The organism is Amycolatopsis sp. NPDC049159 (assembly GCF_040648295.1).
In the GTDB taxonomy this organism is placed as follows: Bacteria; Actinomycetota; Actinomycetes; order Mycobacteriales; family Pseudonocardiaceae; genus Amycolatopsis; species Amycolatopsis pretoriensis_A.
Genome location: NZ_JBEZDL010000011.1, coordinates 179,093 through 203,513, shown reverse-complemented (window position 1 = coordinate 203,513; position 24,421 = coordinate 179,093). Strand labels below are relative to the sequence as shown.

General features: G+C 71.8%; 21 protein-coding genes. 13 read left to right on the top strand and 8 right to left on the bottom strand.

Going from position 1 to position 24,421, the window contains the following annotated elements:
- The first annotated feature begins 121 nt into the window (after positions 1–121).
- Entirely contained in the window at positions 122–1,552 is a 1,431-nt protein-coding gene (locus tag AB0B33_RS21800; RefSeq protein ID WP_360774555.1) for an alpha/beta fold hydrolase, read from the top strand.
- Position 1,553: 1 nt separating this feature from the next.
- Here AB0B33_RS21800 and AB0B33_RS21795 read toward each other — a convergent pair whose 3' ends face one another.
- Complete coding sequence (locus AB0B33_RS21795; protein WP_360774552.1) at positions 1,554–2,123, bottom strand: NADAR family protein; 570 nt, start codon at positions 2,121–2,123, stop codon at positions 1,554–1,556.
- Between the two features lie 21 nt (positions 2,124–2,144).
- Entirely contained in the window at positions 2,145–3,401 is a 1,257-nt protein-coding gene (gene ilvA / locus AB0B33_RS21790; protein ID WP_360774549.1) for a threonine ammonia-lyase IlvA, read from the bottom strand.
- A 109-nt stretch (positions 3,402–3,510) separates the two neighbouring features.
- On the opposite strand from ilvA, the gene AB0B33_RS21785 reads away from it, so the two are divergent.
- Genes AB0B33_RS21785 through AB0B33_RS21775 form a run of 3 tightly spaced genes read left to right on the top strand, consistent with a single transcriptional unit; the run spans position 3,511 to position 6,675 of the window.
- Positions 3,511–3,978 (top strand): SigE family RNA polymerase sigma factor, encoded by a 468-nt coding sequence (locus AB0B33_RS21785; RefSeq protein WP_360774546.1) that lies wholly within the window; start codon positions 3,511–3,513, stop codon positions 3,976–3,978.
- Positions 3,975–4,955, top strand: a complete 981-nt coding sequence (locus AB0B33_RS21780) for a hypothetical protein (RefSeq protein WP_360774543.1) — start codon at positions 3,975–3,977, stop codon at positions 4,953–4,955. Before AB0B33_RS21785 ends, AB0B33_RS21780 begins: the two co-directional genes overlap by 4 nt.
- A gap of 49 nt (positions 4,956–5,004) precedes the next feature.
- Entirely contained in the window at positions 5,005–6,675 is a 1,671-nt protein-coding gene (locus tag AB0B33_RS21775) for a sodium:proton antiporter (protein ID WP_360774540.1), read from the top strand.
- A 6-nt stretch (positions 6,676–6,681) separates the two neighbouring features.
- Here the strand turns inward: AB0B33_RS21775 and AB0B33_RS21770 are convergent, their stop codons facing one another.
- Positions 6,682–8,106, bottom strand: a complete 1,425-nt coding sequence (locus AB0B33_RS21770; RefSeq protein WP_360774538.1) for a short-chain fatty acyl-CoA regulator family protein — start codon at positions 8,104–8,106, stop codon at positions 6,682–6,684.
- Between the two features lie 228 nt (positions 8,107–8,334).
- On the opposite strand from AB0B33_RS21770, the gene aceA reads away from it, so the two are divergent.
- Positions 8,335–9,615 (top strand): isocitrate lyase, encoded by a 1,281-nt coding sequence (gene aceA / locus AB0B33_RS21765; protein WP_360774535.1) that lies wholly within the window; start codon positions 8,335–8,337, stop codon positions 9,613–9,615.
- A 93-nt stretch (positions 9,616–9,708) separates the two neighbouring features.
- The gene (aceB, locus tag AB0B33_RS21760) at positions 9,709–11,316 is read left to right on the top strand and encodes a malate synthase A (RefSeq protein ID WP_360774533.1); all 1,608 of its coding nucleotides are present in this window, start codon (positions 9,709–9,711) and stop codon (positions 11,314–11,316) included.
- A gap of 114 nt (positions 11,317–11,430) precedes the next feature.
- On the opposite strand, the gene AB0B33_RS21755 is transcribed toward aceB, so the two are convergent.
- Together AB0B33_RS21755 and AB0B33_RS21750 are read right to left on the bottom strand one after the other, a co-directional pair.
- Entirely contained in the window at positions 11,431–12,960 is a 1,530-nt protein-coding gene (locus AB0B33_RS21755) for a histidine kinase (protein WP_360774530.1), read from the bottom strand.
- A 23-nt stretch (positions 12,961–12,983) separates the two neighbouring features.
- Complete coding sequence (locus AB0B33_RS21750; RefSeq protein WP_360774528.1) at positions 12,984–15,011, bottom strand: S8 family serine peptidase; 2,028 nt, start codon at positions 15,009–15,011, stop codon at positions 12,984–12,986.
- A 141-nt stretch (positions 15,012–15,152) separates the two neighbouring features.
- Between AB0B33_RS21750 and AB0B33_RS21745 the strand changes: the two genes are divergently transcribed.
- Complete coding sequence (locus AB0B33_RS21745) at positions 15,153–15,644, top strand: SigE family RNA polymerase sigma factor (protein ID WP_247013601.1); 492 nt, start codon at positions 15,153–15,155, stop codon at positions 15,642–15,644.
- Between the two features lie 10 nt (positions 15,645–15,654).
- A complete protein-coding gene (locus tag AB0B33_RS21740) occupies positions 15,655–16,515 on the top strand; it encodes a hypothetical protein (protein WP_360774525.1) in 861 nt (286 codons plus the stop codon).
- Here AB0B33_RS21740 and AB0B33_RS21735 read toward each other — a convergent pair.
- Positions 16,506–17,039, bottom strand: coding sequence for a helix-turn-helix domain-containing protein (locus AB0B33_RS21735; RefSeq protein WP_360774522.1), 534 nt, complete (start codon positions 17,037–17,039; stop codon positions 16,506–16,508). The two genes, AB0B33_RS21740 and AB0B33_RS21735, sit on opposite strands and share 10 nt — an antisense overlap.
- 90 nt (positions 17,040–17,129) lie before the next feature.
- Between AB0B33_RS21735 and AB0B33_RS21730 the strand changes: the two genes are divergently transcribed.
- From AB0B33_RS21730 to AB0B33_RS21720, 3 genes are all read left to right on the top strand, one after another.
- Positions 17,130–17,588: a nuclear transport factor 2 family protein gene (locus AB0B33_RS21730; protein WP_360774519.1), complete on the top strand. Its 459-nt coding sequence runs from the start codon at positions 17,130–17,132 to the stop codon at positions 17,586–17,588.
- Positions 17,589–17,644: 56 nt separating this feature from the next.
- A complete protein-coding gene (locus tag AB0B33_RS21725) occupies positions 17,645–18,448 on the top strand; it encodes a class I SAM-dependent methyltransferase (protein ID WP_360774516.1) in 804 nt (267 codons plus the stop codon).
- 92 nt (positions 18,449–18,540) lie between these two features.
- A complete protein-coding gene (locus AB0B33_RS21720; protein ID WP_281506188.1) occupies positions 18,541–18,669 on the top strand; it encodes a hypothetical protein in 129 nt (42 codons plus the stop codon).
- A 12-nt stretch (positions 18,670–18,681) separates the two neighbouring features.
- Here AB0B33_RS21720 and AB0B33_RS21715 read toward each other — a convergent pair whose 3' ends face one another.
- Complete coding sequence (locus AB0B33_RS21715; protein WP_247013591.1) at positions 18,682–19,959, bottom strand: glycosyltransferase family 4 protein; 1,278 nt, start codon at positions 19,957–19,959, stop codon at positions 18,682–18,684.
- Between the two features lie 111 nt (positions 19,960–20,070).
- On the opposite strand from AB0B33_RS21715, the gene AB0B33_RS21710 reads away from it, so the two are divergent.
- Positions 20,071–21,834, top strand: a complete 1,764-nt coding sequence (locus AB0B33_RS21710) for a sugar-binding domain-containing protein (protein ID WP_360774513.1) — start codon at positions 20,071–20,073, stop codon at positions 21,832–21,834.
- 82 nt (positions 21,835–21,916) lie between these two features.
- Here the strand turns inward: AB0B33_RS21710 and AB0B33_RS21705 are convergent, their stop codons facing one another.
- Complete coding sequence (locus tag AB0B33_RS21705; RefSeq protein WP_360774510.1) at positions 21,917–23,032, bottom strand: ROK family transcriptional regulator; 1,116 nt, start codon at positions 23,030–23,032, stop codon at positions 21,917–21,919.
- A gap of 86 nt (positions 23,033–23,118) precedes the next feature.
- Here AB0B33_RS21705 and AB0B33_RS21700 point away from each other — a divergent pair, with 86 nt between their 5' ends.
- The gene (locus tag AB0B33_RS21700) at positions 23,119–24,348 is read left to right on the top strand and encodes a YbiU family protein (RefSeq protein ID WP_360774507.1); all 1,230 of its coding nucleotides are present in this window, start codon (positions 23,119–23,121) and stop codon (positions 24,346–24,348) included.
- The last annotated feature ends 73 nt before the right edge of the window (positions 24,349–24,421 follow it).

Here is a 24,421-nt window from a genome sequence, read left to right as displayed (position 1 = left end):
GACGCTGCCCGCGCGAGCCCTGGTCACAAACTGACCACCGCTCTCATCCCGGCCGTTCGGCGGGCAGCATCGGCTGATCGGCCGATCTCGCCACCGACCCCCGCCCGGCAGCCTGAGCCCCATGTCGATCACCCGGTTCGCCGTCCCGCTGCTCGCCGCCGTGGCGTTGCTTCCCGTCGTGCCCGCGGTCGCCGCCGCCGAGGGGGTCTCCTGGCAGCCCTGTGCCGCCGTTGCGAAGGGCTGGGATCCCGAGGACCACCGGACCGAGTGCGCGCTCGTGCCGGTTCCGCTCGACTACGCCGATCCCGGTGGTCCGGAAATCGACATCGCCGTCAGCCGGATCCGGGCGACCGGGGTGCGGACCGGGGCCGTGCTGCTGAACCCCGGGGGTCCCGGGCAGTCCGGGCTCGACATGCCGCGCAGCATCACCGACAGCCGCGCCGGGGGCATCGGCGTGCACCACGATCTCGTCGGGTTCGATCCCCGTGGGGTCGGCTACAGCGCCGACGTGCCGTGTTCCGTCGACGTCCAGGAGCCGGACCCGGGCGTCCCCGACAAGGCGAAGGCCCGCGAAGCCGCGGAGCGGGCGGCCCGGGCCAACTGGCGCTGCGTCGCCGCCCACCCGGAGTTCGTCCGGAACCTGACCACACCCACCATCGCCCGGGACCTCGACCGGATCCGCGTCGCGCTGGGCGACGACAAGATCGGCTACTACGGCGTCTCGTGGGGCACCGCGCTCGGCGCGCAGTACCGGACGCTCTTCGACGCGCACGTCGACAAGATGCTCCTCGACTCCGTCATGGCGCCCGACCTGAACGTCACCGCCATGGACGACGGTCAGGCGACCGCGGGCGAGAACACCTTTCACGACTTCGCCTCGTGGATCGCCAGGTACGACGCCGTTTACCGATTCGGGACCACGGAGCCGGCCGTCGCGAAAGCGCTGCTCGACCTCCGGGCCGAACTCACCGCGCACCCGCGTGGGGACGTGAACGGCGCGACCGTCAACGGCATGCTCGCCAACCCGCGCCGCGAATGGGCGGGGCTGGCGCGGCAGCTCACCCAGATCCGCGACGGCGGCGCGACTTCACCCGAAAGTGCGAAACAGCCCGGGCAGCTCGGCTGGGACGGCGAACCGCACGCGTTCAACCACTTCCAGCAGACCGCGCTGCTCTGCAACGAGTCGCCGAGCCCGCGGGACTTCGAGACCGTCTGGCAGCACCGGCTCGAGCGGATGAAGCGGCTGCCGGTCGCGGGCGGCTACGGCTTCTACGAACAGCTCTGCGTCGGCTGGCCCCTGCCCGCGCGGCCGTGGGCGCTCGCCGCCGGCCGGAGCCCGCTGCAGCTCGTCGGCCACGCCTACGAGCCCGTCACGCCGATCGGCTGGGCGCTCGCGATGAAGCAGCGGGTCGGCGGTGCGCTCATGACCGTCGAAGACGACGCCCACGGCTCCCTGAGCTCGCTGACCTGCGCAACCGCCGCTGTCACTTTTTTCGACACGGGCAAGACGACGTCGGAGTCGTGCCCCGGCGCGCCGATCCCGGCCCCGTGACTCAGATGCGGGCGCGCAGCTGCTCGCGGACCTCCATCAGCGCGAAGCCGAGCAGGTTCAGCCCGCGCCAGTAGTCCGGCTTGGTCGCGTTCTTCTCCTCGCGGGCCAGCCCCGAACCCCACACGAGGTCCTTCTTCGACGCCTCGACGATGACCGCGTCGCCGGTGCCGAGCAGGAAGCGCCGCAGGTCGCGGTGTTGCCGGAACTTGGCCAGGTTGCCGTCGACGGCGATGTCGAACCGGTGGCGCTCCCAGACCGCGGAGTCGAAGTCGGCGACCTCGCGGCCGAGCACCTTCGCCGTCTTCGGGTCGGGCGCCGAGCGGATCAGCGCCGCCTTCTCGTGGTCGCCGAACAGTTCGGCCTTGCCGGCCATCATGTAGTGCTCGGCGGTCGGGTAGACGACGCCGTCGTCCTCGAACGGGTCGAGCCACCACTGGCTCAGGCAGCTCGCGGTCACCCGCCCGGACGTCGAGGGCGCGTGCCCGTAGAACAGCAGGTATTCGGGCTCCGCACCCTCGTGGACCTTTTCGCGCAACGCCTCGACACTGCGGATCCCGTCGACCTTCACCATCCGCCTAGTGGACCACAACCCTCACAGCAGGAAGTGGAACAGGGGGCTGCCCGGCTCGATCCGCTTCACCTGAAGCGGGCTCGCGGCCATCCGCGCCAGCAGTCCGGGCAGGTCGGACGGCCGGGCGATCTCGACGCCGACCAGCGCCGGGCCCAGCTCGCGGTTGGTGCGCTTGACGTACTCGAAGCGCGTGATGTCGTCTTCCGGCCCGAGGACCTGCTCGAGGAACCGCCGCAGCGCGCCCGGCTCCTGCGGGAAGCCGACCAGGAAGTAGTGCTTGAGCCCTTCGTGCATCAGCGAGCGTTCGAGGATCTCGCCGTAGCGGCTGACGTCGTTGTTGCCGCCGGAGACCACGACGACGACGGTCTGCCCCGGTTCCACCTGGACGACCGAGCCGAGCGAAGCGGCGGCCAGCGCGCCCGCGGGCTCGGCGATGATGCCGTCGGACTGGTACATCGCGAGCATCTCGGTGCAGATGGCGCCCTCGGGGACCGCGGTCAGCTCGGCGCCGCTGTCACGGATCAGCGGGTAGGTGACCGCGCCGGCTTCGCGCACCGCGGCGCCGTCGACGAACGAGTCGAGCTCCGGCAGCCGCACCGGGTGACCGGCCGCCAGCGCCGCCGCCATGCACGCCGCGCCCGCCGGTTCGACGCCGACGACCCGGACGTCCGGATGCCGTTCGCGCAGCCAGCTGCCGACGCCGGCGAGCAGCCCGCCGCCGCCGACCGGGACGACCACGACGTCGGGGACGAAGCCGAGCTGCTCGATCACCTCGGACGCGACCGTGCCCTGGCCGGCGACCGTGCGGATGTCGTCGAACGCCGGCACCAGCGTGGCGCCGGTGCGCTGGGCGTCTTCGTTGGCCGCGGCGAAGGCGTCTTCGTACGTTTCGCCGACGACGATGACCTCGATGTGCGCGCCGCCGAGCGTCGCGATGCGTTCGCGCTTCTGCCGCGGTGTCGTGCCCGGGACGTAGACGCGGCCGTTCGCGCCGAGCCGGCGGCACGCGTACGCGACGCCCTGGGCGTGGTTGCCGGCGCTCGCGCAGACGACCCCGAGGGCGCGGGTCGCTTCGTCGAGCTGGACGATGAAGTTGTAGGCGCCGCGGATCTTGTACGACCGGACGGTCTGCAGGTCCTCGCGCTTCACCCAGACCTGGGCGTCCACCCGGGACGACAGCCGCGCGCTCGGTTCCAGCGGCGTCCGGGTCACCACCCCGGCCAGCCGCTCGGCGGCCTTCTCGATGGTCGCCGCGGTCACCGTGTCGATGTCGTGCACCCCGCTGAATCTACGACTCGCGCGTCCCGGGCAACCTGCCGGGCTCCCGGGCGCATCAAAGGGGTGACGAACAGGATGGGGGACGCCGGTGGACGACTTCACCGAGTAGGTGACCGCTCGCGCGGGCTGGCTGCGCAAGGTCGCGTACCTGCTCTGCGGCGACTGGCACCGGGCCGACGACCTGGTCCAGTCGGCGATCACGCGGCTCTACGCGAACTGGGCACGGGCGTCCCGCGCGGACAACCTCGACGGTTACGCGCGCCGCACGCTGGTCAACACGTTCCTCGCCGAACAGCGGACGTCGTGGTGGCGGCGGGTGGACTTGCGCGGCACCGAGCACGAGCGGCCCGAGCCCGGCGAGGACGTCGACGCGGCGCTCGACCTGCGGGCCGCACTCGCCCGGCTGCCCGCCCGGCAGCGCGCGACCGTCGTCCTCCGCTACTTCAGCGACCTGCCGGTCTCGGAGACCGCGCAAGCGCTGGGCTGCTCCGAGGGAACCGTCAAGAGCCAGACGTCGAAGGCCGTGGAAACGCTTCGCGAGCTGCTGGGCACACCGATCCGGGAGGGACGGGCATGACCGACCACGAGCTGGCCACCAAGCTGAAGGAACTCGCCGACGTGCCCGCCCCGCCGCTCCGGCTCGACATCGACGGCGCGCGCCGGGAGGGGGGACGTCGTCGTCGCCTGCGGACCACCGCGCTGGTCGTGGGCTGCGCCGCCGTGGTGACGGCCGGCGGGCTGACGGCGGTGTCGGTGTTGCGGCCCCAGCCCGCTCCCGCGCCGCCCGCTGTCCAGCCCCAGCCCCAGCCCGTCGCGCCCGCGCCCACCGACAACCCGCTGGTGGCGAAGGCGAGTTTCGGCTGGCTCCCGGAGGAGGTCACGGGCGTCGAGTACGCCGCCGGCGGACACGGCGACACCGCGCTGGCCATCGGCCGCGGTGAGCTGCCCCCGATGCTGTGGCTCACGGTCTCGGACCGGGAACCGGCCCCGCCGCGCGATCTGAGCGGCGAGCCGAAGAAGGTCCCGCAGCGCGTGGGCGACCGCGACGGCCACTGGGTGACGGCCGACGCGACCGACCCGCTCAACCACGGCGACAGCTACCTGCGCTGGCCGACCGCCGACGGCCGCTGGGCCCAGCTGCACACCTACTACCTCGCGCGGCCCGACCTGCAGCAAGCGCTGCTGCGGGTCGCCGAAGGAGCGACGTTCGCGAACCGGGGAGTGCCGCTGCCGCTGCGCATCACGAGCCTGCCGCCGTCGTTCCACCTGTCCGACGCCTACACGTCGCGGCGGCCGGACCAGGACGGCGTCCCCTGGAAGCTGGTGCTGCAGTACTCCGCGAACGGGGCGCTGGTGACGATCAACGTCGCCCCGCCGGGGTCCACCGGCAAGGACGGCCTCGGCGTGCCCCGGTGCGTGAAGAAGAACGGGCTGGAGGCGTGCGTCGGGATCGACAAGGAGAAGGCCGCGGGCGTGACGGCGCAGGAGCTCCTGAGCCGGATCACCCTGCTGGGTCCCGACGAAAAGGCGTGGACCCCGCACGTGCTCGGCTGACCGGCCGGTCCCGAGTGGACGGTGGGCGGCGATCTGCGAGGGTTGTGGCGTGACGGAACTGCTCGTCGTGCTCGTGACCGGCTTCCTCGTGATCGCCGCGGCCACCGTCGTCGGCCCGCGCCTGGGGGTCGCCGCCCCGCTCGTGCTGGTCGTGCTCGGCGTCACCGCGAGCCTGCTGCCGATGTTCGCTTCGGCGCACATCGAGCCCGAGTGGATCCTCGAAGGTGTCCTGCCACCGCTGCTCTACTCGGCCGCGGTGTCGATGCCCGCGATGAACTTCCGGCGCGAGTTCGGCGCGATCAGCGGGCTTTCGGTGCTGCTCGTCGTGGGCAGCTCGCTGGTGCTCGGCCTGTTCTTCGCGCTGGTCCTGCCCGGGCTGGGGTTCGCGTGGGGCGTCGCGCTCGGCGCGATCATCAGCCCTACCGACGCCGTCGCGACGTCGATCGTGAAGCAGACCTCGCCGTCCCAGCGCGTCGTGGCGCTGCTCGACGGCGAGAGCCTCCTCAACGACGCGACCGCGCTGGTCGTGCTGCGGACGGCGATCGTCGCGACGGCCGCGTCCTTCTCCTTCTGGGGCGCGCTCGGCACCTTCGCCTACTCGGTCGCCGTCGCGGCCGTCCTCGGCTGGGCCGTGGGACGGCTCAACCTGCTGATCCGCCGCCGGGTGACCGACTCGACCGTCAACACGGTCATCTCGTTCGCGGTGCCGTTCGTCGCCTCCGTGCCCGCCACGCTGCTCGGGGCGTCCGGACTGGTGGCGGCCGTGGTCGCGGGGCTCGTGACGGGCATCCGCGCGCCGCGGGAGCTGTCGCCGCGCAACCGCCTCTCCGACGCGCAGAACTGGCGGACGGTCGAGCTCGTCCTCGAGGGCGCGGTCTTCCTGACGATGGGCCTGCAGATCAAGGCCATCGTGTCGAACGTCCAGCACGACCACGGCGGGGTCGGGACGGCCGTGGTCATCGCGGCCGTCGCGCTCGCGGTGACGGTGCTGGTGCGTGCCCTCTACGTCGCCCCGCTGCTCAGGTACCTCATCGCGCGCGTCCGCCACGGCGAGCGCATGCAGGCCCGGCTGCGGGACATGTCGGAGCGGATGGGTACGCCCGAAGGCAAGCAGCGGGCGTTCGAAGCGGCCAACTCGCGCGGGCGCAAGGTGTCGGAGCGGGACCTCGACCGCTTTTCGGCCAGGGTCACCCGGGGGCTGGCCACCATCGACTACTTCCTGCGCGAGCCGCTCGGCTGGCGCGAGGGAGTCATCGTCGTGTGGGCGGGCATGCGCGGCGCGGTGACGGTGGCCGCGGCGCAGACCCTGCCCGACGACACCCCGCAGCGCTCGGCGCTCGTGCTCATCGCGTTCGCCGTGGCGGTCCTGTCGCTGCTGCTGCAGGGCAGCACGATCGGCCCGTTGCTGCGCCGGCTCTCCCCGAAAACCGATCCGGAGCAGGCCGCGAAGCAGGCGGAAGCCGAGCGAACCCAGATCTTCGAGCTGCTGCGGTCGAGCGTGGACGACGTCCCGAAGCCGCCGGAACGCGAAGGCGATCCGGTCCAGGCGGACTTCGACGCGGCGATGCGCTACCAGCTGACCGTCCTGGACAAGCAGCGCACCGCTCTGCTCGACGCCCGCGACAACGGCACGTTCGACGCCGACGTCCTCGCGAACGCGCTGGTCAACCTCGACGCGTCGCAGATCGCCCTGGAGATGCGCGGCAAGCCGGCCGGCTGAGAAGGATCAGCCCTTCGGCACCGCCGGGTACGGGACGAAGGTGCTGGTGTTCTCGTCCACGGTGAGCTGCTTGCCGATCGTCGGGAACGCGCGCTGCGAGCACGCCGGGCGTTCGCAGACTTTGCAGCCCATCCCGATCGGCGTCGCCGCGGCGGGTTCGTCCAGGTCCAGGCCGGTCGAGTAGACGAGCCGGCCGGCGTGCCGCAGTTCGCAGCCCAGGCCCACGGTGAACGTCTTGCCCGGGCTGCCGTAGCCGCCGATGTTGCGCGAGATCGTGCGCGCGATCCAGAAGTAGCTCTTGCCGTCGGGCAACGTCGCGATCTGCGTGAGGATCTTGCCCGGCTGGGTGAACGCCTCGTAGATGTTCCACAGCGGGCACGCGCCGCCGACGCGGGAGAAGTGGAACCCGGCCGCGGACTGCCGCTTCGACATGTTCCCGGCCCGGTCCACCCGCACGAACGAGAACGGCACGCCACGCTGCTTCGGCCGTTGCAGGGTGGACAGCCGGTGGCACACGGTCTCGAAGCCGACGCCGAAGTGGTCGCACAGCCGCTCGATGTCGTAGCGGAACCGTTCCGCCGTCGCCAGGAACGGTCCATAAGGGAGGATCAGCGCCCCCGCGAAGTAGTTCGCCAGGCCGACGCGCGCGAGCGAGCGGGCGGCCGGGCCGGAGAACGCCCACGAGTCGGCCAGTTCGGTGATCAGGTCGTCGTACTCGAGCAGCGCGATCTGCGAAGCCATGCGAAACGCCTGCTGCCCGACGCGCAGGCTCGGCGCCAGCCGCAGCACCCGCGTCACCGGCTCGTAGCGGTGCTGCTGACCGGCGGATTCGTCGATGCCGTCGCTGGTCACCTCGACGCCGTAGCGCTGCCAGAGCCGTTCCTTCAGCGCGCCCAGCACCTGGCCGCGCTGCAGCGGGATCTCCGCGGCCATCTTCTCCGCGCGGTCGTCCAGCTCGGCGACGTAGTTTTCGCGCTCGTAGAAGAAGTCGCGGACCTCCTCGTGCGGCAGCGGCGCGGCGGCGCTGCCGTGCAGGCCCAGGCCGTTTTCCGTGGTCAGCGCGGCGGTGCTCTCGACGGCGTTGCGGTAGCTGCGGTGCAGCTTGACCAGCGCCTGCGCGATCGCCGGCAGGTTCGTGGCCAGGTCGTTGAGCTCGCCGGTGGTGACGTCGACGCCGAGCACCTCGTCGAGCAGCGCTTCCTTGACGTCGGCGACCAGCCGGGACGTGTCGTTGTTGGCGAAGAACTCGGTGTCGACGCCGAACGCCTGCGTGATCCGCAGCAGCACGGGGACGGTCAGCGGCCGTGAGTTGTGCTCGATCTGGTTGAGGTAGCTCGGTGAGATCTCCAGCACACGAGCGAGGTCCGCCTGGCTCATCGAGCGGCTTTCGCGGAGGTGCCGCAACCGCGCGCCGGCGAAAGTCTTCTCCATTCGAGCCCTCCTTCCCGGAAGGTTTCCGGCCCTGAACGGTTACGTGAACGGTCAAGAACGCGGATTTTCGATCAGTTGCGAACCGGGCTATTCGCAACCTTTGCAAAGAGCGTACGTACCCTTCGCACAAATTGGCAACTTGGCCAACTGGACCGAGTTTTCCCTGGCGTGCGAGGGTCGTTCCAGGCAAGGCGAGCAATCGCAAACTTCGCAACACCGGGAGTACCGATGACGGAACAGGCCAAGCAGGCGGCCGCGGAGCTGGCGGCGCAGTGGGCGAACGACCCCCGCTGGGCGGGCGTGCAGCGCTCCTACTCGGCTGAGGACGTCGTCAAGCTGCGCGGCAGCGTGGTCGAGGAGCACACCCTGGCGCGCCGCGGCGCGGAGAAGCTGTGGGACCTGCTGCACACCGAGGACTACGTCCACGCGCTCGGCGCCCTGACCGGCAACCAGGCCGTCCAGCAGGTCCGCGCGGGCCTGCAGGCCATCTACCTGTCCGGCTGGCAGGTCGCGGCCGACGCCAACCTCTCCGGCCAGACCTACCCCGACCAGAGCCTCTACCCGGCCAACTCGGTCCCGGCCGTGGTCCGCCGCATCAACAACGCGCTGGGCCGCGCCGACCAGATCAACTGGGCCGAGGGCAACACCGACATCGACTGGTACGCCCCGATCGTGGCCGACGCGGAGGCCGGCTTCGGTGGCCCGCTCAACGCGTTCGAGCTGATGAAGGGCATGATCGCGGCCGGCGCCGCGGGCGTGCACTGGGAAGACCAGCTCGCGTCCGAGAAGAAGTGCGGCCACCTCGGCGGCAAGGTCCTCATCCCGACCAAGCAGCACGAGCGCACGCTGAACGCCGCCCGCCTCGCCGCGGACGTGCTGAACGTGCCGTCGCTGATCGTCGCGCGCACCGACGCGCAGGCCGCGACGCTGCTGACCAGCGACGTCGACGAGCGCGACCGGCAGTTCCTCACCGGCGGCCGCACCGCCGAGGGCTTCTACGAGGTCACCAACGGCATCGACCCGTGCATCGAGCGCGGCCTGGCCTACGCCCAGTACGCCGACCTGCTCTGGATGGAGACCTCGGAGCCGGACCTCGAGGTGGCGCGCAAGTACGCCGAGGCCATCAAGGCGAAGTTCCCGGACCAGATGCTGGCCTACAACTGCTCGCCGTCGTTCAACTGGAAGAAGCACCTGGACGACGCGACGATCGCGAAGTTCCAGCGCGAGCTCGGCCACATGGGCTACAAGTTCCAGTTCATCACGCTGGCCGGCTTCCACGCGCTGAACTACTCGATGTTCGACCTGGCGCACGGTTACGCCCGCGAAGGCATGACCGCGTACGTCGACCTGCAGGAGCGCGAGTTCGCTTCGGAGAGCCGCGGCTACACCGCCACCAAGCACCAGCGCGAGGTCGGCACCGGCTACTTCGACAACGTCGCGACGGCGCTGAACCCGGAGAGCTCGACCACCGCGCTCAAGGGCTCGACCGAAGAAGCGCAGTTCCACTGATCCCGGTCGCGGCCTGACGACGGCACCCCCCTCCGCCGTCAGGCCGCGTCCCTCCCCTTCTTCCCTTCCCTGCACAGCTCGTGGAGGCACCCCATGGTTGATCGGCTGAACTACCGCATCGAGGTCACCGGGCCGGTCGAGGGCCGGTTCGCGGAGATCCTGACCCCGGCGGCACTCGACTTCCTGGCCAAGCTGGACAACACGTTCGCCGGTCGCCGGCGCGAGCTGCTCGACGCCCGCCGCGTGCGGCGCGAGGAACTGCAGTCCGGCGAGAAGCCGCTCGGCTTCCTGCCGGAGACCCGCCGGATCCGCGACGACGAGTCGTGGCAGGTCGCCCCGACGGCGCCGGGCCTGGAGGACCGCCGCGTCGAGATCACCGGGCCGACCGACCGCAAGATGACGGTCAACGCGCTGAACTCCGGCGCGAAGGTCTGGCTCGCGGACTTCGAAGACGCGACTTCGCCGACGTGGCACAACGTCATCGACGGTCAGCTCAACCTCTTCGACGCCATCCGCCGCAACATCGACTTCACCACCGAGGCCGGCAAGCACTACACCATCGGCGACGACCCGGCGACGATCGTCGCGCGGCCCCGCGGCTGGCACCTGGTGGAGAAGCACATCCGCATCGACGGCCGCCCGGTTTCGGCGAGCCTGGTCGACTTCGGGCTGTTCTTCTTCCACAACGCGCGTCAGCTCGTCGCGCGCGGCGTCGGCCCGTACTTCTACCTGCCGAAGCTGGAGAACCACCTCGAAGCGCGGCTGTGGAACGACGTCTTCCTGATGGCGCAGCGCGAGCTGGGCATCCCGCGCGGCACGATCCGCGCCACCGTGCTGATCGAGACGATCACCGCCGCGTTCGAGATGGACGAGATCCTCTACGAGCTGCGCGAGCACGCGGCGGGCCTGAACGCCGGTCGCTGGGACTACATCTTCAGCATGATCAAGAACTTCGCCGCGCACGGCGCCGACTTCGTGCTGCCGGACCGCGCGCAGGTCACCATGACCGTGCCGTTCATGCGCGCCTACACCGAGCTGCTGGTGCGCACCTGCCACAAGCGCGGCGCGCACGCCATCGGCGGCATGGCCGCGTTCATCCCGAGCAAGGACCCGGAGGTCAACGCGACCGCCGCCGAGAAGGTCCGTGCCGACAAGGAACGCGAGGCGGGCGACGGGTTCGACGGCTCGTGGGTCGCGCACCCCGGCCTGGTCCCGATCTGCCGCGAGGTCTTCGACAGCGTGCTCGGCGGCTGGCCGAACCAGCTCGGCAAGCTGCGCGAGGACGTCCACGTCACCGCCGAGGACCTGCTCGACGTGGCCAGCGCCGGCGGCGAGGTCACCGAAGCGGGCGTGCGCGCGAACATCAACGTGGCGCTGCGGTACGTCGACGCGTGGCTGCGCGGCACCGGCGCCGCCGCGATTCACAACCTGATGGAGGACGCGGCCACTGCGGAGATCGCGCGCTGCCAGGTCTGGCAGTGGATCCGCAACGGCACGAAGCTCGAGGACGGCACCGCGCTGACCCGCGAGCTGGCGGTCGAATTCCTGGACGACGAACTCGCGTCGGTGCGCGCCGAGCTGGGTGCGGGCAACCGCCTCGCCGACGCGTACGAGATCTTCACCGAAACCGCGCTGGGCGAGAAGCTGCCGAGCTTCCTCACCACGGGTGCTTACGCGCGGTACCTCACGGACGCCCGGTAGCAGGGGCCCCGCCCGCCCCTACCTGACGAGGGGCGGGTGGATTCCACACTGTTGGGATGGTGTGGTCGAACTGGTCCGGCGACGGTGGCTCCCCGTCGCCGGACCAGTTCATTTTCAGCCCACCGCGTACGCCCGGACCACCGTCTGCCGCACGGTGTTCCCGCGGTCGTCGGCCGCGCTCGCCCGCAGCGAAACGAACCCGCTCGCCGGGTTCCGGACCACGACCGTCCAGTGGTCGCCGGTCTTGACAGCCGGAGCGGGCTGCCAGCTGCGTCCGTCGTCGGTGGACGTCTCGACGGCCAGTTTCGTCCCGCTGCCACCGCCTTGCCGCTCGACGAAGGCCGGGAACGTGACGACCCGGTTGGCCGGCGCGCTGTTGCGCAGGTCGACCGCCGGTGCGAACCGGGCCGTCAGCAGGGGCAGCGCCTGACCGTCCGCGGCGGCCGAGGAACGGAACCCCCACTCCGCGGAGACGTCCGTCCACAGTGGCCACCAGTCGGTGTGCCGGTGCGCCTCGGCGGTGAGCCGGTACGCGCCGCCGGTGTCCGGCACCGGGATCCGCGCCAGCGTCGGTTCTCCCGACGGCTCCACGGGAATCGCGACGCCGTCCTTCGCGAGGGTCACCGAACCCGTGTCCCCGGCCACGGATTCGGGCTTGCGCGGGCGGCCGGCGGCGTCGCCGAACAGCGGCAGCCACACGTCGAAGACGCCGTCCTCGCGCCACGCCCACGGCCGCGGCTGCTCACCCGTGTGCGTCACGGTCAGCCCGCGCAGCGACGGCCCGGCGACCGCTTCGTTCCAGCTCAGCCGGTACTTGCGTCCCGCGGCCAAGTCGAGCTGTTCGCCCAGCTCGCCGCGGAAGCCGCCCGTCCACAGTGAATCCCACTTGCCGGGGGAGTAGTACTCGACGCGTTCCTGTTGCGCGGCAACGGGTTGGGTGTAGCCGTAGCCGACCATGCGGCCGAAGAACTCGCGCCCGGCGACGTACCGGACCTCGCCGGGTGCGTTGTCGTGGTAGGCGGTGCGCACTTCGGCGAGGTCGCGGGTCTTCGGCCGCTGCACGCGCGGAGCCGTCACCTGCCCCTCGACGCCGTCGCCCAGTTCGTAGCGGAAGCGCGGGAACGGACGGCTGACGACCGTCGCCGAGGCGTGGCCGGTCTTCGCCAGCTCCGCGAACCGCTGTGCGGTGACGTTCTGCCCGCCCCAGACGACCGGCAGGTACAGCGTGGGCAGCCCGCCGCCGAGGACCGTGGTCCCGGCCGCGCCGCCGTCGAGCGTGACCAAGCCGAGCTTCGCGCCGGCGTTTTCGACGTTCACCAGCCGCTGGTACGCCTCGTCGATCCGGATGCCGGGCGGCAGCCGGACGACCACGAGCTTGCCGCGCGCGTCGATCCCGGCCAGGTCCCCGGGTGTACCCGCGCCGCCGGACACCACCGGGAGCGTGCTGGTCCCGGCCGGGGCGGCCGAATTCAGCCAGACGCCCCGGACGGCGAACGGCTGCCCGTCGTCCGCGGTCAGTTCCAGGTCCGGCTCGGTGGCGCGGCGTTCCTGGCTGAAGGCGAAGGTCGCCGACGACGTACCCGGGACGGTCGCGGCGAACGCCTCCTGGAACCGCGGGTCGAGGTCGAAGCCGTCGGCGAACACGCACGAGCAGCTCGTGATCCGGCTCAGCCGTTCGACGCTCTGCGTGCCCCCGCGCGCGCGGCCGGGTTGTCCGGTTCCAGTGACACCGGCTTGCCGTCCCGCGCGTCCAGGGTCTGCGTGACCGAGTGGTCCAGGACCAGTTCGGGCCGGGTGAGGAAGCTGTACGAGGGTTCCTGTCCCGGCCGCGGCGTCTCGATGACGCCGTTGACGACGTAACGGCCGCGCGGCAGCCGGAACGTGCCCGGCTCGCCGTGGGTGAGGGTGCCGGTGTCCAGGTCGACGATCGTCACCGGCGGGTAGCCCGTCGGCGCCCACGGCCGGCCGTCGCGGTCGGCGAGGCCGACGGTCAGGTCGTAGGTCTCGGCTTCCTGCCGCAGCGACAACGCGGTCCGCGTGGTGACGCCGTCGCCGCTCGCCGTCAGGACGCCGGAGCGGGTGCCCGGGTGGCCGTCCTGCGCGGTGAAGGTCAGCTCGACGGGAGTGCTTCCCCCGGCGGGAACGGTGACGCTGGCGGGAAAGCTCACGCCGTCGACGGACGCACCGAGCGTCAGCGTGACCGGCGTGGCGCTGGAGTTGTACCAGGTGACGGTGGCTTTCCCGGTCGCTCCGCGGTTCGGCCACGGGAGGTAGGCCGACGCGCTGCCGGTGGCGGTGACCGCGGTGGCCGTCGCGCGGGCGACGTCGACGCGGCCGGTGCCGACCGCGGCCGGCCCGGCGTCGACCGGGGCCGCGGTGCTGGTGAGGGCCGCTTTGAGCCGGTCCGCGCGCCAGTCGGGGTGCTGCTGGGCGAGGATCGCGGCCGAGCCCGCGACGTGCGGCGTCGCCATCGACGTCCCGCTCAGCTCCTGGTAACCGCCACCGGGCCAGGCCGCGGTGATCGACTCGCCGGGCGCCGCGACGTCCGGCTTCGCGGCGCCGTCACCGACCCGCGGGCCCCGGCTGGAGAACGGGCTGCGGACGTCCTTTTTGGACACACTGGCGACGGCGAGCGCCGTGTCGGCCGCGGCCGGGCTCGCCACGGATTCGTCCGCGCCGAAGTTGCCCGCGGCGACGACGAAGAGCGTGCCGTACTGCCGGGTCAGGGTGTTCACGGCTTCGGACACCGGATCGGTCCCGTCGGACGGGTCGCCACCGAGGCTCATGTTCACGACGCGGGCGTGCGCTTCGGTCACCGCCCACTGCATGCCGGCCAGGACCGTGGCGAGCGTGCCGTCGCCGGAGTCGTCGAGGACCTTGCCGACGGCCAGCGACGCGTCGGGCGCCACGCCCTTGTACCTCCCGCCGGAAGCCGCGCCGGAGCCGGCGATCGTCGACGCGACGTGCGTGCCGTGCCCTTGGCCGTCCTCGAAGCTGCCCTTGCCGGTGAAGTCCTTGCCCAGCGCGACCCGGCCGGCCAGGTCCGGGTGCGCGGCGGCGATGCCGGTGTCGAGCACCGCGACCGGCACGCCGCGGCCGGTCAGGCCCGCCTGCCACGCCGCGGGCGCGCCGATCTGCGGCACGCTCTGGTCGAGGCTCGCGCGCACCTTCGCGTTCAGCCACACCTTCGCGCCGCCCGCGGCGAGCGTGGCGGGTTCGGTGGCGAGCCGGTTCCAGAACGCCGCGGCGCCGGACTTCGGCTCGTCGAGCGCGGTGTAGCCGAGTGCGGAAGCGTGGGCGGCGACGCCGGTCCGCGCGGCGAGCGCCGGCCCCGCCTGGCGGACCAGCAGCGGCACGCGCGGGGTGTGCGCGTCGTCGTAGCCCTGGCGCAGCAGGCCGGTGACGTTGAACAGCTGCTCGTCGAGCCGTCCGGCGCGCACCAGCTCGGCGGCGTCGCCGGGCAGGACGTACTGGTCGCCGTGGCGGACGTACTGGCGGAACGGCACCGGCCGGTCGCGGCGGGCCGGCAGCACGCGGACGTCCGCGCCTCCCGCCAGCACCTGGTCGCCGGTGACCAGCGTGATCTTCGTCGGCGCAACGGGTGGACCGCCGGTCGGGACGGCTGCCGCGGCGGGTGCGGTCAGCACGCCCGCGCCCAGTGCCACCGCGACGAACGCGATGATCGGTTTCCTCATGGGATCGTTCCTCACTGTCGGGGTCCTCGGCTCGTGGAACGGCCCCGGCGCGCCCGCGGGTTGCCCGGATTTCGATCCCGGAGCAACCCGGGAGGCCGCGCACCCCGTTCCACCGGGTGTGGGGGCGACGAGGAGGAATCGGTGAAACGGTCCGAAGAAGCGGGGTACCGCGACTACGTGACGGCGCGGATGGAGGTCATGCGCCGCACGGCCTACCTGCTGTGCCGGGACTGGCACCTCGCCGACGACCTGGTGTCGATCACGATCGGCAAGCTGTACCGGCACTGGCCGCGGGCCCGCCACGTCGAGCACCTCGACGCGTACGTTCGCCGCATCCTCGTGCGGACGTGGCTGGACGAGAAGGCCAGGGCGTGGCGGCGCGAGGAACCGGCGGACACGCTGCCGGAGCCGGCGGTGCTGCCGACCGACGACGTCGTCGAGCGGCTCGGCCTGCTGGAGCTGCTCGACGCGCTGCCGCCGCGGCGCCGGGCCGCGGTCGTGCTGCGGTACTACTGCGACCTTTCCGTCGAGGAGACCGCCGAGGTCCTCGACTGTTCACCCGGAACCGTGAAGAGCCAGACCGCGCGCGGGCTCGACTCGCTGCGCGCGCTCGTCGCCGCGAGCCAGAGCTGAAGGAGGCGCCATGAGCAAGGACCAGTTCGACGCGGCGATCGGCGTCGTACCACCGTCCACAGTGGACGTCGAGGCGGTGCTGGACCGCGAACGCCGCCGGGCGCGGGTGCGCCGCGTGGTGAACCCGTGGACCGCCGCGGGGGCCGGGGTGACGGCGATCGCGGCCGGGGTGGCGGTGGCGTTCGTGCCCGGGGATCCCGCGCCGGTGCTCGTACCGCCGGCGGCGAGCAAGCCGCCGTCGGAAGATCCCTGCGCGGTGCTGCCGTACCCGCCGCAGACCGGCGCGCCGATCCCGGAGACGTCGGCGGCCGCGTCGAGCCGGCTCACGGCCGTGCTGACCGCCGCCGCCCAGCAGCGGCTGGCCGCGGGCACCACGCTCAGCACCCACGACGGCAGTGACTTCCCGAAGGGGGTCGAGCACGGGCCGCTGGCCTTCTACCACGTGTTTTCGGCGCCGGTGCCCCACGAAAGCACCTGCAGTGGCGGCGAGGACTACTTCACTTCGACGGCCACGACGGCGAAGGGGAATCGCAAGGGCAACCTGCTGGCGATCGTCACCCGGCTGGGCGGCAACGCGACGCCCACCACCCAGTGCGGTCCGCCGCCCGAGCGCACCGAGGGCTCGTGCCAGCGGCGGATCGGGCCGCACGGCGAAACGATCGTCGAGATCACGTTCACCCTGCGCGGCGGCGGGCCGACGGTGAACGAATCGAACGTCACCAAGCCCGACGGCACCGGCATCATCCTCGAGGCGGAGAACGTCGCCGGCGACGCCAAGCGGGGTGGTGCGCCCGACATGCCGTCGCCGCCGCTGAGCCTCGCTCAGCTGACGGAGATCGCGCTCGACCCGGGGCTGACGCTCTACCCCTGAGCGGCCAGCAGCACCTTCGCGGCTTCGCGGGCCGTGTTCGCCTCGCCCGGGTCACCGGTGATCGCGGCGAGCACGGTCGCGCCCTCGACCAGCGCGAACAGCTGGTCGGCGAGCCTGTGGCCGGAAACCAGACCACGCAGGTACGCGCGGACTTCGTCCTTGTGCAGGCGGATCGCGGCGGCGATGCCCGGCGCCGGTTCGCCGAACTCGCCGAAGGAGTTGATGAACGCGCAGCCGCGGAAGCCGGGTTCGGCGAACCAGTTCGCGAGCCAGCCGAAGACGGCGAGGGGATCGTCGCCGCGGGCGTGGACGAATTCGCGCAACGACTTCCGCCAGCGCTCGTCCCGGCGTCGCAGGTAGGCCTCGACCAGGTCGTTCTTGGCGGGGAAGCACTGGTAGAGCCGCTTGAGCGAGACGCCGGAGCGCTCGCGCACGGCGTCCATCCCGACCGCTTGCACGCCGTGCGCGTAGAAGAGGTCTTCGGCGGCTTCGAGCAGCCGGTCGGTCGCTTCCGTGGAATTCACGTCACCTGCCCCTGGCGCGGAGAATGAGCGTTCTCTAGGGTAGCGGACGTAGCAGAGAACGCACGTTCTCCGCGTCCGGAAGGAGCTGCCATGACCCCGCGACCCCCGTTCCCGCCCTTCGACGTAGACACCGCCCGGCAGAAGGTCCAGGCCGCCGAAGACGCGTGGAACACCCGCGACCCGGAGAAGGTCTCGCTCGCCTACACCGAGGACTCGGTCTGGCGAAATCGCGACCAGCACGTCGTCGGGCGCGCCCGGATCGTCGAGTTCCTGACCGCGAAGTGGGAGCGCGAGCTGGAGTACGCGCTGCGCAAGGAGCTGTGGGGCTTCCGCGGCAACCGCATCGGCGTCCGGTTCCAGTACGAATCGCGGAACGCCGAGGGCCGCTGGTTCCGCAGCTACGGCAACGAGCTGTGGGAGTTCAGCGACGAGGGCCTGATGCGGCGGCGCGAGGCGAGCATCAACGACGTCCCGATCGCGGCGGCGGACCGCCGCATCTTCGGTCCTCGTCCGGAGTCCGAGCACGGCCTCCTGCTGCCGGTGTTCTGAGTCCGCCTCGAGCGGAACGGGCCCCGTTCGCCCAGCGCCGGGGGCGTGGTCGAAAAATGACGACACCGGCGTTCGGCGGCGAAGTGAGCGAGTTCTACCAGCGGTTCCGCCGCGGCTACCCGCCCGAAGCGGCGGACGAGCCGGCCGCGGCGTTCACGCTGACCCGCGACGACGTCGTCCTCGACCTCGGCTGCGGCACCGGCCGGCTCACCCGGGTCCTGGCCGCCCGGACGGGCGCGGTGCTCGGCATGGACCCGGAGCCGGCGATGCTCGCGCAGGCCCGGCAGGCGACGTCGGCGCCGAACGTCGGCTGGCTGCTCGGCGCGGACACCGACGTCAGCGCGTTGTCGCCGCTTTTCGGCCACGGCCGCCTGGCCGCGGTGACGGTCGCCCAGGCCCTGCACTGGATGGACCACGAACGGCTGTTTTCGGCCGTCCGCCCGCTGCTGCGCCCCGGCGGGGGGATCGCGGTGGTGACCAACGGCGAGCCACTGTGGCTCCAGGACACCGCGTGGTCGGCCACCCTCCGGGACGTCGTTTCGGCGTATCTGGGGACCCCGTTGCGCAGCACGTGCGGCACCGACACGGCGAGCCAGGAGCGGTACGCGGCCGCGCTCTCGGCCGCCGGATATGCCGTCGACCAGCGGGTTGTCGAATACGCGACGACGCTGACCGTCGAGGAAATCGTCGGTGGCGTTTTTTCGGCCATGAGCCCCGGCCAGCTGCGGCCCTCGACGCGCGACCGGCGTTCACCGACCGCGTCCGGGCGGCGGTGGCCCCGCACGCACCGCTCCGCGAGGCGGTCCGGGTGCGGCTCCTCACCGGAACCCGGTGAACGGTCACTCATGGCGAATGCGTAGGCACCCCTACTGTTCCGCTTATTGTTTCGCCGGGGAGCGGCGCGGATGCTCGCTGCGAGGCGCCCGTCGCGCCGTCACCCCGAGGAGTCCCCATGACCAGCAAGTGGAGAACGGCCGTCGCCGTCCTCTTCGTCGTGTTGTCGTTTTCGTCCGGCGCCGTGGTGATCACGGCCGCCCCCTCCACGGCGCGGCCCGACTGCGTCCGGCCCTGCCGCTTCTGAGCCGTCCGCTACCTACAGTTCCGGGATCCCGGCCGCGACCGGCTCGAACGCGTTGCCGGTGGCGATCTTCGGCCGCGGCAGCTCCACCGGTTCGGCCGGCTTCGCCCGCCGGTAGACGTCGGCGGTCGCCTCGGCGATCCGGCCCCAGTCGAAGTCCGCGGCCAGCCGGGACTGCGCCGCCTTCGCCCGCTTCGCCGCGGCCGGCGCGTCGCTGAGCACCGCCGTCACGGCAGTGGTCAATTCCGCGACATCGCCGGGACTGAACGCGAGCCCGGTTTCGCCGTGCACGACGACCTCACCGAGCCCACCGGCGGTCGACGCCACGAGCGGCGCCTTCGCGGCCGCGGCCTCCAGCGCGACGATCCCGAACGGCTCGTACCGGCTCGGCAGCACGACGGCGTCGGCGGCGGCCAGCGCCGCCCGCAGATCGCGGTCGGAGAGGTGCCCGACGAAGTCGACCGCCCGCCGCACCCGTAGCTTCCGCGACTGTTCGACCAGCTCGTCGAAGTGTCGTCCTTTTCCGGCCACGACCACGCGGGTGCCCGGGTGGCGCCGCCGGATGCGGGGGAGCGCGGCGAGCAGGTCCTGCACGCCCTTCTCCCACTCGAGTCGTCCGAAATAGAGCAACAGCGGCGCCCCGGCCGGGCTGTAGACCTCCCGCGCCCGGGCGATCTCCTTCGCCGGCACCTGCCAGCCGCGCTCCTCGATGCCGTTGTGGATCACCGTGACGTCGGCGGCCTCGACCTCGAAGAGGTAGGAGACCTCGCGGCGCATGGCCTGCGAGCAGGTGATCAGCGCGTCGGCGCGGTTCGCCAGCCACCACTCGACGGAGTGCACCTGCTGGTTCAGCGGGTGCGAAAGCCAGCCCGAGTGCCGGCCGGCCTCGGTCGCGTGGATCGTGCCGACCAACGGCACCCGCGCGGCCTCGGCGATCGCGATCGCCGGGTGCGCGACCAGCCAGTCGTGCGCGTGGACGACATCGGGCTGCCACGTCCGCAGCAGGTCCTGCGCGGCGCGGATCATGGCGTGCCCCATGGCCAGCGTCCAGGCGACGAGGTCCCGCTCGAACGTCACGTGCATCGGGTCTTCGGCGACCCGCACGATCCGCACGCCTTCGACGACGCGGTCGGTGCGCGGGTGCGTCCCGGCATCGGTGCCGGCCGCGTGCCGGCAGAGCACGACGACCTCGTGGCCCTGGCGCACCAGGTGGGTGGCGAGCGCGTGCACGTGCCGGGCCAGGCCTCCGATGGCCACTGGCGGGTACTCCCACGACAGCATCAGCACACGCATGCGCAGAGGTTACTCGCGAGTCAGAACGCCCGGCGCGCCCGTGCTGGCGAAGTGTTCACATGTGATCCCGATCACTGGCGGGCGCGTCGAACTCTGCCACCATCGGCCGGGATGACTTCTCCCGAGGACCCCGGCTGGCGCCGGCTCGACCCGCCCCTGCCGACCCCGTGGAGCGGCGAGGTCGCTCCGGACAACGCGCTGCCCGAGTACCCGCGGCCCCAGCTGACCCGGCCCCGCTGGCTGAACCTCAACGGCGTCTGGGAGTACGCGGGCTGGCCTTCGTCGCCGGACGAACCACGGCCGTCCGGCTACGCGGAGCGGATCCTGGTGCCGTTCCCACCGGAGTCGGCGTTGTCCGGAATTCGACGACGCGACGAAGTCCTCTGGTACCGCCGGCTCTTCGAGGTCCCACCCGACTGGACGGGTTCGCGGGTCCTCCTGCACTTCGGCGCGGTCGACCAGACGGCGAAGGTGTGGGTCAACAACCAGCTCGTCGCGACGCACGAAGGCGGCTACACGGCGTTCAGCGCGGACATCACCGACGTCCTGCGCGCGTCGGGCCCGCAGGAGCTGACTGTGCGCGCTGAAGATCGCACCGACATCGAGCCCTTCCCGGTCGGCAAGCAGCGCAACACCCCCGGCGGCATCTGCTACACGGCATCGTCCGGAATCTGGCAAACGGTCTGGCTGGAGCCGGTGCCCGCTGACCGCGTCGACCGGCTCGACCTGACCCCGGACCTGACCGGAGTGACGGTGTTCCCCCAGGTCACCGGCGGCGCCGAGGTCGTTGTCGTTCTTTCGGCAAACGGCGCGGAGGTGGCACGCGCATCAGGCCCGGCCGGGACATCGGTCCGCGTGGACGTCGCCTCACCGCGCCTCTGGACCCCCGACGACCCGCACCTCTACGACCTGCGCGTCGAGCTCCAGGACCGGCAGGGCGCCCTCCTCGACGAGGTCGGCGGCTACGCGGGCCTGCGGACGATCGGCCTGGTCCCGGACGAGCAAGGCCGCCCGCGGATCGCCCTCAACGGCCGTGTCACTTTTTTGCACGGACCGCTCGACCAGGGCTATTGGCCGGACGGCATCTCCACCGCGCCCACCGACGAAGCCCTCCGCTTCGACCTCGAGAAGACGAAGGAACTGGGCTTCAACTTCGTCCGCAAGCACGTCAAGGTGGAGCCGGCCCGCTGGTACTTCTGGGCCGACACGCTGGGCTTGGTCGTCTGGCAGGACATGCCGTCCTTGACGGTGTCCTTCGACGGCCCACCCGGGATCGCGCCTGACCCGGTCCCATTGGCGCGCGAGCGGTTCGAAGCCGAATTGATCAAAATGATCACCCAGCTGAAGGCGGTCCCGTCGATCGTCGGCTGGGTGCCCTTCAACGAGGGCTGGGGCGAGTTCGACACGGCCCGTGTCGCGGAACTGGTCAAATCCCTCGACCCGACCCGGCTGGTGATCGCGAACAGCGGCGTCAACTGCTGCTTCTCCCGCCCGGACACCGGCGCGGGTGACGTCTACGACGACCACACGTACGTCGGCCCGGGCGCTCCCACGGTCCAAGACGCCCGCGCGATCGTCGACGGTGAGTACGGCGGCCTCGGCCTGGTCCTCGACGACCACCGCTGGCCGGGCCCACCGAACGCGTACGAAATGACGCCGACGCGCGAGCGGCTCACCGAGCGCTACGCGGAGGTGAGTGCGGCTCTCGAGCACGTGGTGGCGGAGCGCGGGCTGTCCGGTGCCGTGTACACCCAGACGACCGATGTCGAGAACGAGGTCAACGGCCTCCTGACCTACGACCGCCGGGTGGTGAAGATGGACCCGGCCGTGGTCGCGAAGTGCGCGAGGGCGGTGATCGAGGCTGGCTCGGCCTGAGCCACGCCGGACCCTGGTCGATTTTCGGCGACGTCGCTGACCAGCGCTTTCATTCCGGAGTCGACCCCGCCCAGGCCCGTGGTCAACTTTCGGCAACCGCCCGGAGCAGCCCGTCGCGCCCGTGGTCGAGCGCCGACAAGAGCGCCCCGCGCAGCGCCGCCGAGTCGGTCACCTCGCCGGCTTCGACCCGGACCGGGCCGGGCGTCATCGAACTGACCGTTCGCCGGATTTCGGCAACGAGGTCCGCCCGGCTCCCGGCCGGCCCGCCCAGCAGCACGAGGTCCGGGTCGACGATGGTGCAGATCGCGGCCACGGCCCGCCCGAGCGTCGCGCCGAGCAGCCGCAGCCGTCCCGCGGCGACGGTGTCCCCGGCGGCCCGGTCGAGCGTGGTCAAAATTTCGCCGACGTCCAGTGAAGGCGCATCCGGCCGGCCGAACCCCTGGTCAGCGAGCGCCGAAGCCAGCGTCGACCCCGAGCTGTCCAGGTACCCGATCTCACCCGCCAGCCCGTGCGCGCCCCGGACGAGCTGGTCGCCGACGTAGAGACTCACGCCGAGCCCGGCACCGACGTAGACGTAAACGAAGCTCGTGACCTCCCGCGCGGCGCCCTCCCGACGTTCGGCGAGCGCCGAAAAGTTGACGTCGTTGTCGAGCAGCACGTCGGCCCCGACCTCCCCGGCCCGGAGCCTGCCCTCGGGGAACGGCGACCCCGGCAGCGCGACCACCTCGTGCGTGACCGGGTCCACCGGGTTGGCCACCGAGACCGCGGTCGCCCGCACCGGCCCGGTTCCCGCGGCGCTCGCCGTGGCGACGGCCGCGCGGACGGCGTCGGTGATCGGCCGTCCGTCCGGCGCGTGCCGCTCGGTGGCCAGGACGCCCCCGGTCAGGTCGGTCGTCACCGTGCGGACGCCCTGCTGGTTCACCTCCGCGGCGACGACGCGCCCGGCGTCCGCGGCCAGCTCGTAGAACGTGGCGATCCGGCCGCGGCGGCCGGTCTGGTCGGTGCCGGTGGCCCGCAGCGCGCCCGCCGTCTCCAGCCGCCGGACCGACTCGGAGATCGTCGGCTTCGAGATCCCGGTGGCCGCGGCGAGCTCGGCGCGCGTGGTCCGGCCGTGGACGAAGACCTGGTCGAGCACCGCGCGGTCGGTCATGGCCCGCAGCATCGCCAGGCGCGGGAGCGGCCGGTCGGGGTCGGACATCGCACCTCTTGTGGCGGGGAAGGAACTGGGGTTACCGTAGCCGGGACATTCTAGTAAGGAGTCCTAACTTAAAGCGGAGGACGTCGATGACCACCACCGAACTGCCCGCGAACATGGCCGAGGCCGTCACCCGGACCAAGCAGGAGCTGCGCGCCCGGATCGGCGACGTCGCCGGCGCGTTCGCCGGGGTCCGGGACTGGATGCGGCGGGAGGTGGACGCCGTCGCCGCCGATCCGGACGCCTTCCCCGTGGTCGGTTTTCGCGACATCGCCGACGGAACCGTGCCGCAGCGGACTTCCGACGCGATCCGGCGCCGCGGCTGCGCCGTCGTCAAGGGCACCTTCGCGCGCGAAACGGCCGAAACCTGGGACGCCGAGCTCGCCGCCTACCTCGCGGACAACGACTTCGGCGGCACCTACCAGGGTCCGGCCGACGACGTCTTCGCCGGCCTCGCCTCCGGCCAGCCGCAGATCTACCCCGTCTACTGGTCGAAGCCCCAGATCCAGGCGCGCCAGCACGAGCACATGGTCGCCGTCCGGCGGTTCCTCAACTCCTTCTGGCGGCACGAGTCCGAGGGCCGCGTCTGGTTCGACCCGGATCGCGACACGGCCTACCCCGACCGCATCCGCCGCCGCGCACCCGGCTCGGCGTCGCTCGGCCTGTCCGCCCACACCGACTCCGGCTCGGTCGAACGCTGGCTGCTGCCCGCCTACCAGCAGGTCTTCCGCCACGTCTTCGACGGCGACTGGCGCGCGTACGACCCGTGGGACGGCGCCCACCGCACCGAAGTCGACGAGTACCCGTCCACGGTGATGTGCTCGGCCTTCCGCACTTTCCAGGGCTGGACCGCGTTGTCGGAAATGCGCCAAGGCGACGGCGTGCTGCACGTGGTGCCGATCCCGTCGGCGATCGCGTACATCCTGCTCCGCGCGCTCCAGGACGACATCCCCGACGACGACCTCTGCGGCGCGGCCAACGGCCAGGCGCTGCCCGTCAGCGACAAGTACCACGACGACCTGCTGCCGGCGTTGACGTCGATCCCCGACGTCGAGCCGGGCGACACGGTCTGGTGGCACGGCGACGTCGTCCACGCGGTCGCCGACGGCACCAATCCGGACCGTTGGGGAAACGTCATGTACATCCCCGCGAGCCCGCATTGCGCGAAGAACGCCGCGTACGCGGAAAAATGCGGCCGCGCGTTCCTGACCGGCGCGAGCCCGGGCGATTTCGCCCCCGAAGACTACGAAAAGAACTGGACCGGCCGGGCCACGATCGACGATCTAGACGCCGTCGGACGCGACCAGCTCGGGCTGTGAACGGATGCCACGCCGGGCGAAGGCCATCGCCCCGGCGCGGCGGGCCCGCTACAGGTGCAGCCAGAGCCCCAGC